Source organism: Runella sp. MFBS21, from assembly GCF_029433105.1.
Taxonomy (GTDB): domain Bacteria; phylum Bacteroidota; class Bacteroidia; order Cytophagales; family Spirosomataceae; genus Runella.
On sequence record NZ_JARNTW010000016.1, the window covers coordinates 16803 to 32473 of the forward strand.

Annotated in this window: 13 protein-coding genes and 2 tRNA genes; 2 read left to right on the forward strand and 13 right to left on the reverse strand. The window is 42.1% G+C overall.

Annotated features, from left to right (window positions below; all coding sequences use genetic code 11):
• Window position 1: 1 nt before the first annotated feature.
• The 5 genes from P1X15_RS23630 to P1X15_RS23650 all read right to left on the reverse strand — a co-directional run bounded on the left by P1X15_RS23630 (window position 2) and on the right by P1X15_RS23650 (window position 8089).
• The gene (locus tag P1X15_RS23630) at window positions 2–1120 is read right to left on the reverse strand and encodes a sialidase family protein (protein WP_277340611.1); all 1119 of its coding nucleotides are present in this window, start codon (window positions 1118–1120) and stop codon (window positions 2–4) included.
• A 10-nt stretch (window positions 1121–1130) separates the two neighbouring features.
• Entirely contained in the window at window positions 1131–2291 is a 1161-nt protein-coding gene (locus tag P1X15_RS23635) for a sialidase family protein (RefSeq protein ID WP_277340612.1), read from the reverse strand.
• 16 nt (window positions 2292–2307) lie between these two features.
• Window positions 2308–3222, reverse strand: a complete 915-nt coding sequence (locus P1X15_RS23640) for a dihydrodipicolinate synthase family protein (RefSeq protein WP_277340613.1) — start codon at window positions 3220–3222, stop codon at window positions 2308–2310.
• A gap of 166 nt (window positions 3223–3388) precedes the next feature.
• Window positions 3389–4861 (reverse strand): RagB/SusD family nutrient uptake outer membrane protein, encoded by a 1473-nt coding sequence (locus P1X15_RS23645; protein ID WP_277340614.1) that lies wholly within the window; start codon window positions 4859–4861, stop codon window positions 3389–3391.
• Between the two features lie 15 nt (window positions 4862–4876).
• A complete protein-coding gene (locus P1X15_RS23650; protein ID WP_277340615.1) occupies window positions 4877–8089 on the reverse strand; it encodes a TonB-dependent receptor in 3213 nt (1070 codons plus the stop codon).
• A 201-nt stretch (window positions 8090–8290) separates the two neighbouring features.
• Here P1X15_RS23650 and P1X15_RS23655 point away from each other — a divergent pair, with 201 nt between their 5' ends.
• Window positions 8291–8986 carry a FadR/GntR family transcriptional regulator gene (locus tag P1X15_RS23655; RefSeq protein ID WP_277340616.1) on the forward strand — a complete coding sequence of 232 codons (696 nt, stop codon included), beginning with the start codon at window positions 8291–8293 and terminating at the stop codon, window positions 8984–8986.
• Between the two features lie 183 nt (window positions 8987–9169).
• Here P1X15_RS23655 and P1X15_RS23660 read toward each other — a convergent pair whose 3' ends face one another.
• From P1X15_RS23660 to ribD, 8 genes are all read right to left on the reverse strand, one after another.
• Complete coding sequence (locus tag P1X15_RS23660; protein WP_277340617.1) at window positions 9170–9613, reverse strand: acyltransferase; 444 nt, start codon at window positions 9611–9613, stop codon at window positions 9170–9172.
• 16 nt (window positions 9614–9629) lie between these two features.
• Window positions 9630–10775, reverse strand: a complete 1146-nt coding sequence (locus tag P1X15_RS23665) for a DUF3800 domain-containing protein (RefSeq protein WP_277340618.1) — start codon at window positions 10773–10775, stop codon at window positions 9630–9632.
• 74 nt (window positions 10776–10849) lie between these two features.
• Window positions 10850–10924: transfer RNA gene (locus P1X15_RS23670), tRNA-Val, on the reverse strand.
• Window positions 10925–10990: 66 nt separating this feature from the next.
• A tRNA-Val gene (locus tag P1X15_RS23675) sits at window positions 10991–11065 on the reverse strand.
• Between the two features lie 130 nt (window positions 11066–11195).
• Window positions 11196–11993, reverse strand: coding sequence for a hypothetical protein (locus P1X15_RS23680; RefSeq protein WP_277340619.1), 798 nt, complete (start codon window positions 11991–11993; stop codon window positions 11196–11198).
• A gap of 11 nt (window positions 11994–12004) precedes the next feature.
• A complete protein-coding gene (locus tag P1X15_RS23685) occupies window positions 12005–12757 on the reverse strand; it encodes an SDR family NAD(P)-dependent oxidoreductase (protein ID WP_277340620.1) in 753 nt (250 codons plus the stop codon).
• A gap of 134 nt (window positions 12758–12891) precedes the next feature.
• Entirely contained in the window at window positions 12892–13245 is a 354-nt protein-coding gene (locus tag P1X15_RS23690) for a hypothetical protein (RefSeq protein ID WP_277340621.1), read from the reverse strand.
• A 329-nt stretch (window positions 13246–13574) separates the two neighbouring features.
• On the reverse strand, window positions 13575–14591 hold the full coding sequence (gene ribD, locus P1X15_RS23695; RefSeq protein WP_277340622.1) for a bifunctional diaminohydroxyphosphoribosylaminopyrimidine deaminase/5-amino-6-(5-phosphoribosylamino)uracil reductase RibD: 1017 nt from the start codon (window positions 14589–14591) through the stop codon (window positions 13575–13577).
• 220 nt (window positions 14592–14811) lie between these two features.
• Between ribD and P1X15_RS23700 the strand changes: the two genes are divergently transcribed.
• Window positions 14812–15669 carry a prephenate dehydrogenase gene (locus P1X15_RS23700; protein ID WP_277340623.1) on the forward strand — a complete coding sequence of 286 codons (858 nt, stop codon included), beginning with the start codon at window positions 14812–14814 and terminating at the stop codon, window positions 15667–15669.
• Window positions 15670–15671 lie beyond the last annotated feature (2 nt).

Below are 15671 nucleotides of genomic sequence, written 5' to 3' on the forward strand. Positions count from 1 at the left end.
GTTATGGATAAAGAAAATCAATACTCAATCGCCTCACGTTGGTCACCGAAAGCCCCGTACCTTTGGGGCGGTTGCCAGCACAATAACTCAGCAATAGATTTTTTTTACCAACAAAATGAATCGCCGTATAGCAATACCAACCATCGGGGTCATTTTCAAGCACTTGTTGATTTTTCCAGCTTTTACCGTTATCGCTCGAAACGGCAATATTGAGCGGTGTACGGCGGCCTTTATAGCCTTCTTTTACGGCACTGTTGTCGTTCCAAACCAACACTAAATCGCCCGTAGAAGGAATACGCGCCACCGAAGCAGGCGAAAGGGGCGAGCGGATTTCGGTAGGCGCTACGGTGCTCCAAGTTTTGCCACCGTCTTTTGAAAAAGAAGCATATTGTACTCCCGCATCTGTTCGGATAAACATCATGACTTCTTTTTTACCGAGCGCAATCAGCCCCGGTTCTTGTAGCATCACGGCATTGGGATTTTCTAAGGCTAGACTCGAAGTCCAGGTTTTTCCGTTGTCGTCCGAACGATAACAGTAAATAACACCGTGGTCATTGAAATCGCCTCCATCGGGAGTCTTATGATGCGCTACGGGCATGAGCAGCGTACCATTTTTGAGCTGAATGATGCGGTTGTTGTTCAATACAAAATAGCCTTTTTTGTCCGTAATACAAGTAGTAGCTTCGCTCCAAGTTTCGCCTTCGTCTTTCGAGATACGCAACATCGGGATACAATCATCAATGGAGTTTTTGCCCGCATAAAACAAGGCAATGTCACCATTTCGCAAGCGCAGTAAAGACACCGACATCACGTTCATACCAGCGTTGTTTTTGACAATCATGCGGTCCTGGTCAGTCCATGTTTTGCCACCGTCAGAAGAGTATCGAGCTACCAAATCGGCTTGGGCAAAATCACTGGCCGAATTGCCCGTGAAACGACTGTATATAAACAAGATACGCCCATCTTTGAGGGTTACAAAATCCCCCTCACTATTGCGAGGATTGTTAGACCCAGGTTCAAGTCTCAATACCACCTCATTTTCTTTTGCCAACTGAGCACGAATCATAAATGTTTGACTCAGCAAAAACACCAAGACAAAAATCATTTTTATAGATTTCATAGGCATTTTATTAATAAAAATCAGCTTCATTCAATGAAATACGCAGGTCACCTTGCATGGTAGTCACCCAAAGTTTGCCGGGTTTTATCTCAAAAATATAAGGGTACGCAATCCACGCTTTCGAAGTATCACTGTTTTGGATTTTGTATGACTTCGCAATCACTCTCGGTTTACTCCATGTTTTGCCATCATCATCTGAGAAAGCGATAGATAGCTCTTCGCGGTGATTGCTCGCCGCTATTTCCGAAAACTGCCCATCGCCTCCACGAAGGGGATAAGTATTTTTTCCTTCGGGAAAACGTCGATTCCAAATCAAAACGAGTTTGCCAGACGCCAGGCGTTTGAGCTGTCCAGGAGCCGAAGCCGCCGGAATAGCCGTAGGACGGATGGTTTTCCACGTAATGCCTTCATCGTCAGAAAAACATTCCCAAAAAGTGCCCCAATTGGTACGCATCAATTGCCAAATCTGCCCGTCTTTGAGCTGCTCGATAGTCGATTCTGTCACCCCACTATGGTGACCAATACCTCCCAAATCAATGACGTTTGAGCGTTCCCAATTTTCGCCATCGTCGCGCGAGGTGTAAGTCAATACCGTATGATGACCGGGATTGTGGCGCATCATCATCGACGTAAAAATGACATTTCCGATTTGGGTTTCAATCATGCTCCGAATCGCGCCCGTATGCTCGGTATGAAGTCGCCTCAAGTTTTGCCAAGTACGGCCACCGTCAAGGCTACGAATCGCATAAGTAGGCAAAATAGCCCCCGGCGAATCGGAGGTTTTGGGGTCCCATTTCCATTCCGAACGCTCCGCCAGATTGAGAAAAGCAAAAATAATAACGCCGCTACGGGTCGTAATCATCGCCCTTTCTCCCGAAACGTTGAATTTTTCGGGTTGGGCAAAAAGTGGGAATGACTCCCACGTTTTGCCTTCATCTTTGCTGATTTTGCTATTTTGACCATCAATAGCCACGATATGCCCTTGTTTGTTTCTTACAAACGGCCCCATCAATTGCCCCTTCAGTTCTTCCACATTTTTGGGAATCCACGCATCTGAGGCTGTTATTTTTCCGTTTTGTTCATTAAAAACAGGAACGCTTTCTTGTGCTTGCGTAAGGGTAGCCGAAAGTAGCAAGCCACCCATCAAACCTACGATAGTTCTTTTTTTCATTCTCCTTTGTCGTGATTTATTTACTAATCGTCCCAACGGTCAATGCCATTTTTTCCAAAATTTCGAGCACGGGTTCGTCCTCCCACGGTTGGTTGTGCATACCCAACGGCGGATTGGGCATACCGATACGAATACCATGTTTGAGTTGCATTGCTTTGTCAAAAAACGACCACGCATTCGGCAAAACAGTATGGATGATTTCTTGTAAAGTGAGCATGAATCGTTGTCCCAATTCATAATTACCGGCTATGAAAGCATTGCGTACATAGCGGCATTCTTCACCCCATAGATTGTAAAAACTACCGATAGCTCCCACTGTTCCACTCAAAGTAGCTTGACAAAACAACTCATCTGCTCCGCTAAAAAGAATCAAATCATCGCCTGCCAAGATATGCATTAGACTGATTTCGTAGAGGTTTTGGGTGGTCAGTTTCATACCCTCAATATTGGGCAGGGTGAGCAGTTTGTCAATATAAGCGCGAGCGTCGCCCGCAAAAATGCTTTGATTTCCTACATGGTAAGGGAAAAAGGGGATATTGATCGAAGAACTAATGGCGCGGTAATGAGCGAGGGCATTTTCGGTACCTCCTTGATAATAGATAGGTGCTACCGAAGATATTCCGTACACGCCAGCTTTTTCGGCGGCTTGCGCCAGACGTATCGACTCCCGGGTATTCAGTGCACCTACTTGAGTCATCACAGGGATTTTGTTGCCAACGATTTCCATTACTTTTTGGGTAACTTCAATTCTTTGTTTTTCGCTAAACAACACCCCTTGCCCCGTCGAGCCGAGCACATAGATACCGTCGAGCTGCTGGTCAAGACACAATTGAGTAATTTTTTCTAACTCCGCAAAATGAGGTGCGCCTTCTTGGTCAACTGGGGTAAACAAAGCAGGCCACAGCCCTCCGATGGATGATTTATTATACATTATGGATAAATTTTAATTTCAAAATTCTTAGTAATCAGCTATTTAGTACACAGCCATTTAATTTTACCCGCAGATTGTTGTTAATACAAAACCTTTTTTCAGCAGCAATCAGCGCTTTTATAATTCGGCGAATCTCTGCGGGTAAAAAATCGAAATTACGATGTACTTAATAGCCAGGATTCTGTTTGACTTTGTTTTCCAAGCTAAGGGTATTGGCTGAAATCGGGAACAACAACAAGTAATCTTTACCAGCGCGACTTTGGAGCGAAGGTACTTTTTCAAAAGCTTTGCCAAAACGCACAAGGTCCCACCAGCGCTTCCCTTCTAAGCCCAACTCTAGCAAGCGTTCTTTGAGAATAACCTCATCATTCTGGGCTTGCGTACCATTTACAAAACCATGAGTAGCAATATTTTTACCGTAAGCCCTTGTTCTGACTTGCATAATTTCGGCCGTGGGGTCTTGTCCTAAGGCATTTTTGATTTCAGCAATCATCAACAAAATATCGGCATAACGATAAATGACATAATCGTCCAAATAATAACGGGTACCTAGCTCTACCATCCCGTCAAATTTGACGGCAAATGAAGCATAGAATCGGCGAGTACCGCTTGTAGAGGTGTATATTTCGCGAAAAGTCCCATTTTTACGTTGGTCATCATCCGTAAATTGACTGCGAAAGGTCTGTGAAGGTGCCCAGAAATTTTGCCCGCCAGCCACTCCCAAGGCCGCCGATATTTCGCTGCTTATATCAACAGGTATAGAAGGTGCCCCAAAGTGCATATTTAGATAATCGTTGTTGGTAAATTCATTACGACGAAAATTGACGGCAAACACAATCTCTTTGTTGCCTTTATTGGCATAATCAAACACACTGCTATAATCATCCAACAAAGTCACATCGGAAGTCTTAACTTGGTTGAGAGCCTCCAAAGCCTTTGTCAAATCGGCATTGCCACCGCCTAGTTTTTTGGCCGTCCAAAGATATACGTCTCCTTTGAGGGCGTTGAGAGCGGGCTTGCTCCAGATATTACGCCCTGTCGGGAAAGTATTGTCAGGAAAAAGTGCTATACCTTTATCAATGTCGTCTTTGATAAGTTTGAAAACATCTGCTACAGAAGAACGCTCTTTTTGGATAGATGCAGGGTCAAATTGAACGGTAGGCTCGGTCACAATCGGTAGCTCCCCCCAAGTTCTGACCATAGAAAAATACACAAAAGCCCGCATAGCATAAGCTTGCGCCAAAATCTTGTTTTTAGCGGCTTCCGATGTGAAGCTGATGTTAGGTACATTTTTCAAAACGAGGTTGGCGTGGTGAACAATGGTATACATCCCCTGCCAATCTGGACCCGAAGTAGTGGCATCCAACTGATTGAGATAAAACGGATCACGCCCGTCTAGGCCCTGAATCCCAGAACCCATCGTCTCTCCACGGGCTTCTCCCCACAAAAACATATTACGACTCGCTTGCGTACGAAGATACACATACATGCCATATACCCCGCCGTTGGCATCGTCTTGGGTTTTCCAGAAAGATTCGTTACTGATGACACTCGTCGGCGTCACATTTAGGTTTTCGGTACAAGAGGCAAATAGAAGGCTCAAAAGTACCAATTTCAAAAATATGGATTTCGATTTCATGATAATTCGGAAGGGTTAAAGCGAAACATTTAAACCAAACATGAATGTTCTAGGAACAGGATAGCGTCCACGGTCGGTGCCTCCTTCTTCAGGATTCAGCCCTTTGTATTTTGTAAAATACCCTAGATTTTGGGCAGTTAGATTGAGTCTTACACCATCTATTTTCAAGCGACTTGTGTATTTTTTTGGTACACTATATGTAAGTGAAACCTCTCTTAAGCATAGAAAATCGCCTGATTCGTAGTATCTCGAATTACTACCATTGGCAGAGGTAGCATTACGGAAAAGGTTGTTTTGCCCCAACTGATCGGCCCAGTAGTACTTGGGAACTTCGGTGATATCACCCGGTTTTTTCCATGACGAAAGTGCCTCTTTTGAGATATTAATATCTCCTTGAAACTGCCCAATCATCTGTGCACGAGGATAGTTGAAAATCGTATGACCCGTGGTATAATCGGCACGTACATACAATCCTAAACCACGGTAACTAAGAGAGTTTGAAATACCGCCTGTCAAAGTTGGGAAAGGGTTGCCTACATAAACGCGGTCGCGGGCATCGATAGAGCCATTGCCGTCGGCATCAAGCCAAATCACATCTCCACCGTATTTGGTACGATTTGCTCTCGAAATTAGATAATCAATTGGTGCACTCGCGGCTGCTTCGTCGGTAGCATAAATTCCGAGTTGTTTATAGGAAAACATATCTCCTACCCGACCGCCTTCTTGCAATCCGCCATAATATACGTAAGATTGAGTCTGAGGATCCCAAATTTCGATACCACCAATACGGTTGTTGATATTACCATTGGTAGGTAGTTTAAGAATTTTCATTTTGGTTTTGGCCGCATTGAGCGATACTACCCATTCCAAAGGCGAAGTTGAAGGTAGTACGTTGGCCCGAAGTTCTACCTCTATCCCTTTGTTTTCAAGACTTCCTAAATTGGTACGAACGCTCGAAAAACCCGTCGAAAGTGGTAAGCTCAAATCGGTTAAGAGATTGTCAGTCACACGGCGATAAACATCCACTAGCATATTGATTCGGCCATTCCATACAGCGATGTCAGTACCAATATTGACTGTTTTAGAACGTTCCCATTTCAAACTTGAATTGGCCAATACGGTATTAGTAATCGCGGCATTGGTGTTATACAAATTCCCCACACTGTACTGTCCTTGTGATTGAAAATCAGTGAGTCCCGCAATGTTACCGTTTACACCGTAGCTTGCTCTCAACTTAACCCGTAGCATATCTTCACTGATTCCTTTCCAAAAATTTTCTTTATGAAGATTCCAGCCCACAGATACTCCCGGAAAAAAGCCCCATTGATGCGTTTTTCCCAAGTTAGAAGCACCGTCGTAGCGGGCATTGAGCGAAACAAGGTATTTTTCCATGTAGTCATAATTGATACGTGAAAAATACCCTACTAATACTTGGCGGCTTTCAAAACCTGTCACCGACACAGGCGTAGCAGAAGCATTGAGCGTAGGAATCAAATCCGAAGAAGCCCCCTGCCCGACGGCTCCTAGCCCAGTAGTATCTCTTTGGAAATAAGAAATACCCACCTTCGCATCAAGATTGTGCGCTTGGCCGATGCTTTTGATATAAGACAATACTCCGTCAGCTTGGTATTGCGTCCGTTTGCCAAACGACCCCGTGGCCGTACGTGTGGAAACAAACGAGGTAGGGCCATTTAGGAATCCTTGCTGAAACGAACGGCCATCTCCCGTAGTTTCATAAATAGAAAGCTGTGGGTCAAAAGATAGCCCTGGTAAAATCTGCCAATGACTACCTATCGCCATCGAAAGATTGGCGAAAGCGTTTTTCCCTTTTAGTTTATTCAGAAAATATTCTGGGTTACCAATCGACTGTGCCAAACCAGGAGCCAATGTACCGTCTTCAAAACGATACTTGGTGGTTTGAGGAATGTCGATAGAGCGCTCAAAAATGCTGTTGTTTGAAAATACTTGGTTGTTTCCTGAGCGCGAGTACATCATACGCGCATAAAACTTCAGGTGGTCGTTGACCATCAAATCTCCATTCAAGTCAAAATTGAGACGCTGGTACATGGTCGTAATGGCGATGCCTTGTGCATTCATGTAGCCAATACCTGCATTGAAGGTAGCTTTCTCACTTCCACCCGACAATGAAACGTGGTGGTTGTGGGAAAGCGCATTCTGAAACAATACTTTCTGAAAATCAGTCTCCTGAAAAATAATCGTTTTGGTAGGATCTACGGGGTCGGGCATACTCTGCCAGCCTTCATTGAGTTTTTGTCTATTTTGATCGGTCAAATATTGGGTAGTATAAGGTGTCAAATTGGTCAAATCGTTACCCGTTCCGTATCCCGTTTTTCCAGCCAACTGAGTCAAATAAGTCGAATTGCCCGACACCGCTACTGTAGCCAATATTCCTTGACGTTGGTAATCAATATAATCTCGCGCCGAAGCAAGGTCATAACCCTTGGCCAATTGCGACATCGACAGATTATACTGATAATTGACTCTCAGCTTACCACTTTTACCTGATTTGGTAGTTACAATCACTACCCCGTTAGAAGCCCGCGCTCCATAGATAGCCGTCGAAGCAGCATCTTTTAGAACCTGAATAGATTCGATTTCTTCAGAGCTGATATCGCTCAAATCTGGACGAACTACACCATCTATAATATACAGAGGTGCTGCTCCATTGGGATTAATGATAGAAGTACCACCCCGCAATACCACCCGTGGTGCTGCGCCGGGCTGTCCCGAAACCGTCTGTACGCGTACCCCTGCAATCGACCCTTGCAACGACGATGCCGCGTTTTGATAAGGCACGTTTTCTAATACCTTATTATCAAGACGCGATACGGCCGTCGTTATTTTGTCGCGCGATTGGGTTCCGTATCCCACCACAAGCACTTCATTGAGTGTCTGCAAATCTTGATTTAATGAAACATTGATTTCGGTTTGGGTACCCACCATCACTTCCTGTGATTTGTAACCCACAAAACTAAAAACCAAGGTTTGCCCACTTTGCACCGCAATGGTGTATTTGCCATTAGCGTCGGTATTTACTCCGAGCTGAGTGCCTTTGACCACCACCGTCACAAAAGGCATAGGAGCGGAATCTTCGGCTGACCGCACCACACCGCCGATTTTTTGCTGTGCAAATAAGACTGTAAAACTGGCGCAACATAGGGCAACCAAAAATAATACTCTCCAAGGCGACTTTAGCTTCTTTTTCATCCTGATAAAGTTTTGATTCATGCATTTTTTCTTTTACGGGCACTTAGAATAGCCAAATTTAATTCTAAAATTCATTTGTAGGACAAATATAATGATAGGATTTAACTATCAACATAATTGTAGAAAAAAAAATATAATTATCTGCTACTTTTCTTGTTTAAGTACTAACTTGCACGACCATTGTACAGGGATAGAAAATATATGACTACAAACAAACTAGATACTCTAGAGCCTCTTGGGAGTCTGTCGATGACCGACCGCGTCGAAAACAGTCTTCGATTGTATTTTACCGAAAGTGGGTTTAAGCCAGGAGATTCCTTGCCCAATGAGCAAGAGATGGCTCAGAAACTGAATGTGAGCCGAAATGTGGTACGAGAAGCACTTAGTAGATTAAGAATGTTGGGCATGATTGAAGCACGTCCACGCCGTGGCATGGTAATCGCCCAGCCCGATTTGCTAGTGGGCTTAGAAAAAGTAATGAATCCGTCGCTTTTAAGTCAAGACAATCTCAAAGATGTATTTGAACTTCGGCTCATCTTAGAAATGGGAATCGCCGAATTTCTTTTTGCTCGTAAAACCGAACAAGATTTAAACGAATTAGAAGCGATTGTAGCAAGTCAAAACGACGCGACGGTTGTTTCGAAAGAAGAAGAGATTGCCTTTCATGGAAAGCTATACGAAATGACTGGCAATGATACCTTCAAAAGATTTCAAACGCTTTTAATGCCGACTTTCGACCACGTGTTTACGGGTTATTATAACCAAAGTAAAAAGATAGAAATCCCTAATCCCGTAACGCACTACGATTTATTCAAGATTTTGAAAACGGGTACTGTCGAAGAGTTCCGAAAAGCAATGTACACACATTTAGCAGTGTATTTTGCTTCTATATTATAATGTATAATGCAAGAAGTAATTATTTAACAACAGCCTAGGATTGCCGTAGGCGGGGATTTTTAGTATTACGAAAGCTTTCGGGATTTCATAGAAGACGTCTCACCCTGCTTTTGGCAATGCTATATTAATAGCATTGCGCTTTGTTTTTTATACTTATATTTCGCTCATCTCTCTCTGCAAACTTCAATAAAAACTAAATATTGTATTTAGTTGGTTTGTTATATATACACACACACCAACTATTGATAGATTTACTAAAGCTCTAAAAATCCATTTCTGATTTGATAAGTCGTAGTTAATTTGTTTTGCAATCAAAACAGCCATTCCCATCAAAAAAAACCAAACCGAAAAAAACAGCGAGATTTTCCCTCTTATTAAAGTCGTTACTAAATCGTGGATAAGTCCACAGAAAACAAACGTTAACACTAAAGAAAATCCTGTTGGAAATATTTTCTTTAACGGTCGAAATATCTTTGTTCCTAAATAATAACCAAAAATCGGATTCCAGAAATTCCAAAAGGCTGAAAAATTATGTGCACCAAGCGACCTTTCTAAATTAGAACGAAGCGAATTGGGATGTCCGAAAGGAACACCATTTCTCTTCTTTATATATTCGGATAATTTCATTCTAGTAGTTTTCCTATTAATCCAGTAGCTTTTTCAACAATTTATACTCCGACTGACTTAGCAAGTCGAGTTCGCCATTGGTAGCCAACAAAATACGGTCACGGCACTTCTGGATTCGTGACAGCAAAGGCTGGATAATCGTATTGCTATGATTGATAAAATTATATAAATCCTGCTCTCCTGCGGGCAACTTATATCCTTTAGAACTACTCGCAATCAACACCCCCGCATCACGAAGAGGCGCTATCACTTTCGCTTGAAAATAATGCAAGCTGATATTGGTATTACGCCCTGCTTGAATATGATTCATCAACTCGCGACTTGAGATATAGCGCATTGGATTGACGTGCCGAAAATGAAAAATCAAATAACCCAAACAGTGAATTTGGTCGATTTTCTGCGGCGCACTTGTATAATTTAGATTTCGGTGTAAATAATCCTGTGCCAATTGCAAACTCAGCTCCGCAATTTCTCGATTATAAAGAAAAGCCTCTTCGGGTACTTGAACCGAAAGCGGCTGAAATGCCTCAGGCCAATAACGAAATGTAAGCATTTTGGATTTGAGCAAAGACGAAAATTCCTGACGATGCTCCGACAAAACCGTTTCATCATAACATCGTGCCAGTGTGTCAGCCACAAAGCCCGCCGCTTGCATGATTAGCTGCGAAGCATCTTGCACAAAACCAAAGCTAGACTGATTGAACAAATTAGGGATATGATTGGCATACACGTATTTCACAAAACCCTCCATGAAGCTATCGCTACCGAGTAGATTGGCAACCAACTCCAAGTTAGGAAAAGTCCGATACAGCTCTCGGTCGGCCAAGCCATGCAAAAACTTATAAAAAGAGCCTTTGTACTGAAATCCTTCGGTACGAAGTTGCCGCTTATCAACCACCAAACCAAAGATATGAAATGGAAGTTTGAGTAATTCAGTCAAAATCTGCAAGCGACGCTTGTCATCATTACCTACTTTTGAAGCATGAATGTGGGCATTGGGAAAGAATTGATGACGGATTACTTCCAACCGCTCTTCTATTTCGGGCAAAGCAGTTTTGGAAAGCAGCAGCGCCGCCACAATATAATGCGTAGAAGTAGCAGGTTTCGTAAAATCGAGATCGGTATTCCCCCACTCGTCCAAAAAGGCTATTTGTTCAGGCATAAGTATTCCTTAGAAGCCAGAAAGATAGAAAATAAAAAGAAAGAGCGATGAAATTCATCGCTCTTTCTTTGAAGTGGGAGTTGAGGGATTCGAACCCCCGACCCTCTGCTTGTAAGGCAGATGCTCTGAACCAGCTGAGCTAAACTCCCGATTTGTTATTATTTTTCAAAATAATCAGACACTTATTATGACTTACAACTATCTGATTTTCAGTGTGGGAGTTGAGGGATTCGAACCCCCGACCCTCTGCTTGTAAGGCAGATGCTCTGAACCAGCTGAGCTAAACTCCCGATTATTTTTTTAATTTCCCGCCCGTCGGCGTCGTTTGGGAGTGCAAATATGTAGGTCTAAAAATGCTTTTCCAAACTTTTCTTTAACTTTTTTTACAAAAAAATCGAATCTCTCTGAAACTCAAGGCACTTACCTTTTTAAATTATTTTCGCGTATAATATCACATACCTCTATTGTATCCAATGCTTTGTGAAAGGGTACTACGCGATATTGTGAAGCCACACCCAAGCGCTGAAGACTTATTTCATCCTCTGGAATAAAATCTTTATTTTTAGATATACTATCGTCATTCATCATTTGCCAAGTAGCGCCTCCCGTCAGGTAGGCCTCAAATCCATCCTGTTGTAACTTATCAATCAACCGCTCCACGATAGGCCAAGTCCTTCCTTTTATATCTTTTTGTTCTCCTACCTTTGCTAAATGAAAGAGCGTACGTACATAATAATCTTTCTGGATTTCCTGAGGCTTATAATGGTTGGCATAAGGTCCAATCACATCAAATTCATGACTGTGGCTACAAATTGCAAAAGGAATCCCGTTGCGAGGAAAAGAAGAGCGTACTTCTATCTTTTGGCGAGAACTTAATACCTGCAAATCGATTTGAGTCTTAGAATGATGAAATTCGGTCTCGGCCACAATCTCTCCCCGGCGATTCAACAATTTTTTCCAGAGCCACTCCGACAACAAGCCTGCCACGCAGCTATTTAGGATTTTGTCATAACTACGTGGCGTAATAGCATAATTAGCAGCCCTGGGATTGACCAATGCCGCTAATTCTTTTCCTTTTTCTAAAATACTATTGAGTAAGTGACTATCGGTGACATTGGTTTTGTAGTTAAACTCACACCTTACCACTCTAAAGGGTTTTTCTCTTTGGGTACGGCTATCGTGCTGACGGCAATTTATTTCCCAAAGAGACATATTCATGACTTTAACTGCTATTTTCGATAAATCGTAGTAGGAGCCGACTGAGCAGAAGCGTAGATAGTCATATCCGCAATCGTTACACGAGCAGGCGCTGAGACGGCGTATAGAATAGCATCCGCAATATCTTCTGCTAGTAGTGGCTCAAACCCTTCATACACTTTGGCAGCTCGCTCTTCATCTCCTTTAAAACGCACTAACGAAAACTCTGTTTCGACTGCGCCAGGTGCCACATTGGTGACTTTGATCCCGTGCTGTGTCAAGTCTAGACGCATCCCTTCACTTATGGCCTCAACAGCTTTTTTTGAAGCACAGTACACCGCTCCATTGGCATAAGTTTGCTTACCCGCTACCGAACTCAAATTAATGATATGCCCTCGAGAACGTGCCACCATACCTGTGATGACAGCTTTCGAAACATACAGTAAGCCTTGTACGTTGCCATCAATCATGGCGTCCCAGTCTTCTAAGCTACCTTCTTGAATAGATGATAAGCCATGTGCATTTCCAGCATTATTGACCAATATATCAATAGCCTGCCAGGATTCGGGCAAAGACTCAATAGCAGTAAAAACCGCCTCTTTATTGCTCACATCAAACAACAAAGTAGTAGTTTTTACCTGTGAATTAAGAAAGGAAGCTAATTCCTCCAAACGTTCTTGGCGACGCCCGCACAAAATAAGATTTATACCTACTTTGGCAAACGCGACGGCCGTAGCTCGTCCTATTCCGGACGTGGCTCCCGTAATCAGGGCGATTCGAGACATAAGTGTTTAGATAGGGTCAAATATAAAGAATAGATTTGCCCAAAGATGGTAAAAGCCGCTCAAATCCACAAAGAAGAAATACAATAAAAATCTGAAAATCCTAGAAAAGTAATTGACAGATTTTTATCAAAAAACTACGCAAGCGCCAATTCAATGGTAGAAAAAAGTATCTTATCTGAATAGGGAGCCATTAGAAAAGCCACTTTCCCTTCAATATTAGCGGGCACTCTTATCGAACTATCCAAAGCCAAAAAAACGACTGGCAAGTCTAAACCCGATTCTTTTTTAATCCATTCTACCACCGACGCTTGTGCCACATCGCAAACAATCAAGCTAGGTTGATAGATTAATACAGTTTGAAGAAATTCATTACTAGAGGCTGGAATAACACGAAAAACATCATATGCAGAGGCTTCCAAGGCCGTTTCTACTTCAGTGATGTCTGTATTTCCACCTTCTAGTAATAGAACTTTACTAGATACAGTCATTGTTTGGTCAATTTTGGTTAAGTATAGGGCAGGTATCCACATTTGTCTTGGTTGGTTATACAATCATTAAAATATACGGCTTCTAAATCTCTAAATATTATCCACAGCAATATGATAGGTCATTTTGTGAATAAAAATTATTGAGCATATAGACAAAATAGTATTTAAAATCTCTGCTAGTGTTTTATTAAAATACGGACTTACCAAGCAGCAATCACTTTCTATCTACAATGCTTTCCTAATTCCAAGTTATTGTCCTAAAACAACTATTTCAATTATGTATAAACACTGTATGTATAGACTTACATTTAAACAAAAAGTAACAAAATTTATGCTATATAACGCCAAAAAATATCATCACCTACCGTTATTTGCTTATCAAACTTCAAACCTGCAGAAAGCAAGGGGGCTTCTGTCCCCCGTGTAATCATAAGTGGACTCTTAAAAATTCGCACTTCATCAAATTTCCCTTCATTTAAAAAGGTTTGGAGTAGCACGGTTCCCCCCTCAACCAAAAGAGACTGTATTTTTCGTTGATAAAGATCTTGTAAAAAATGTTCTAAAAAGTTTTCGTCAAAGTCTATCTGTACAAAGCTCGTTTCTTGACTTTCTTCGTTCTTAAATGCGTTATAACACAACGTTTTTTGAGAATTGTCAAACAAATTCAAAGTAGTAGGTAAACGTAAGGTGCGATCCAAAACCACCCTAGTAGGATTAGGGCCAGTCCAAAGACGTGTATTGAGCTGTGGATTATCGTTAAGAGCGGTATTAGTTCCTACCAAAATCGCATCTTCTTGGGCGCGCCATTGATGACCCAACATCCTAGATTGTTTGCCACTAATACTAAGCGGATGTTTATTTTCATCAGCCACAAACCCATCAGCTGTTTCTGCCCATTTGAGAATAATATAGGGGCGTTTTTTTTCAAAAAAAGTAAAAAAACGTATGTTTAATTGTCTACCTTTTTCAGCTAAAACTCCTGTAGTAACCTCAATTCCAGCAGCTCTGAGTTTTTGAATACCTTTACCAGCCACCAATGGATTAGGGTCATCATTACAAACCACAACCCTTTTCACTTTTTTGGCTACCAATAAATCTGCACAAGGGGGTGTTTTTCCAAAGTGAGAGCATGGCTCTAGAGTTACATATACCGTGGCATCTTCAAGCTTAAACAAATCTTCTTGACTTACATCATTTATAGCGTTGACTTCTGCGTGCCAATCCCCGTACTTCTTATGCCATCCTTCTCCAATGATTTGACCCTCATACACAATCACACATCCTACCATTGGATTTGGACTGACGTGCCCACTACCAAGCATTGCTAGTTCTAGTGCTCGGTCCATGTACAAATTATCGCTTAACATTAGTTTAATTAAAGTTTAAAAGTAATATAAAAAATAGTTGCCTCTCCAACTCATGTACAATAAACTGTATGAAATTGCACTTTTTTACTATAAAATCTAAGATTCTATCACTTCTCCACACTTATTTTAGAGAAGTCCCTACTTTTGCATCCTACTTAAATTGTGTTATTCTAATTAGTTGCCAAAATTGTTATTTAAAATGAATACCTCTATCATCGGAATAGGACTGCTAGGAGGCTCGTATGCCCTCTCTTTACGCGACAAATACCCCAAAATGCATTTCATCGGAGTGGATGCGTCAGAAGTTCATGGTAGGTTGGCAGTGGCCAAGGGCATTATCGATGAAGTTCTTCCCCTCGAAATGGCTGTCCCTCAATCAGACTTGGTGGTATTGGCGGTGCCAGTCAATCATATCGTTGATTTAGTACCTAAAGTACTTGACCTCATACCACCCAAAGCTACGGTTGTTGATTTAGGTTCTACCAAACGGCTTATTTGTGAAGCTGCTGATAAGCACCCCAATCGCCAGAGATTTGTAGCGGCTCATCCTATGGCTGGAACAGAAAATTCAGGTCCCTCAGCCGCTTTTCGTGAACTTCTTCCTGAAAAAAATGTCATTTTGTGTGACACTCAAAAAAGTGCTTCTGATAGCCTAGCTTTGGTAGAAGCATTGTTTAAAGACATTGGAATGAAAATACATTACATGTCGCCTGAAGAACATGATTTGCATCTTGCCTATGTCTCGCACCTAAGTCACGTTACTTCTTTTGCTTTAGGATATACGGTCTTAGAAAAAGAAAAAGACGAGCAAAATATTTTCGATATGGCAAGTACGGGATTTAGCTCCACTGTACGCCTCGCCAAAAGCTCACCTGCTATGTGGGCACCTATTTTTGACCAAAACCGAGAGAATCTTTCTAGGGCATTAGGCGATTATATTGAATTTTTGAAGGAGTACAAAACTTACATTGATACACGCGATGTCAATGCAAGCTTTGGCTTTATGCAGCGTGCCAACGACATTCGCAGGGTACTTTCGGGGATTGATAAAAAATAACG

What these genes read in the sequence shown, in the direction of transcription:
- P1X15_RS23655 (WP_277340616.1), top strand. Translation starts at nt 8,291, where the DNA reads ATGACTACAAACAAACTAGATACTCTAGAGCCTCTTGGGAGTCTGTCG.
- P1X15_RS23700 (WP_277340623.1), top strand. Translation starts at nt 14,812, where the DNA reads ATGAATACCTCTATCATCGGAATAGGACTGCTAGGAGGCTCGTATGCC.
- P1X15_RS23660 (WP_277340617.1), bottom strand. Translation starts at nt 9,613, where the DNA reads ATGAAATTATCCGAATATATAAAGAAGAGAAATGGTGTTCCTTTCGGA.
- P1X15_RS23630 (WP_277340611.1), bottom strand. Translation starts at nt 1,120, where the DNA reads ATGAAATCTATAAAAATGATTTTTGTCTTGGTGTTTTTGCTGAGTCAA.
- P1X15_RS23650 (WP_277340615.1), bottom strand. Translation starts at nt 8,089, where the DNA reads ATGAAAAAGAAGCTAAAGTCGCCTTGGAGAGTATTATTTTTGGTTGCC.
- P1X15_RS23690 (WP_277340621.1), bottom strand. Translation starts at nt 13,245, where the DNA reads ATGACTGTATCTAGTAAAGTTCTATTACTAGAAGGTGGAAATACAGAC.
- P1X15_RS23635 (WP_277340612.1), bottom strand. Translation starts at nt 2,291, where the DNA reads ATGAAAAAAAGAACTATCGTAGGTTTGATGGGTGGCTTGCTACTTTCG.
- P1X15_RS23640 (WP_277340613.1), bottom strand. Translation starts at nt 3,222, where the DNA reads ATGTATAATAAATCATCCATCGGAGGGCTGTGGCCTGCTTTGTTTACC.
- P1X15_RS23680 (WP_277340619.1), bottom strand. Translation starts at nt 11,993, where the DNA reads ATGAATATGTCTCTTTGGGAAATAAATTGCCGTCAGCACGATAGCCGT.
- P1X15_RS23645 (WP_277340614.1), bottom strand. Translation starts at nt 4,861, where the DNA reads ATGAAATCGAAATCCATATTTTTGAAATTGGTACTTTTGAGCCTTCTA.
- P1X15_RS23685 (WP_277340620.1), bottom strand. Translation starts at nt 12,757, where the DNA reads ATGTCTCGAATCGCCCTGATTACGGGAGCCACGTCCGGAATAGGACGA.
- P1X15_RS23665 (WP_277340618.1), bottom strand. Translation starts at nt 10,775, where the DNA reads ATGCCTGAACAAATAGCCTTTTTGGACGAGTGGGGGAATACCGATCTC.
- ribD (WP_277340622.1), bottom strand. Translation starts at nt 14,591, where the DNA reads ATGGACCGAGCACTAGAACTAGCAATGCTTGGTAGTGGGCACGTCAGT.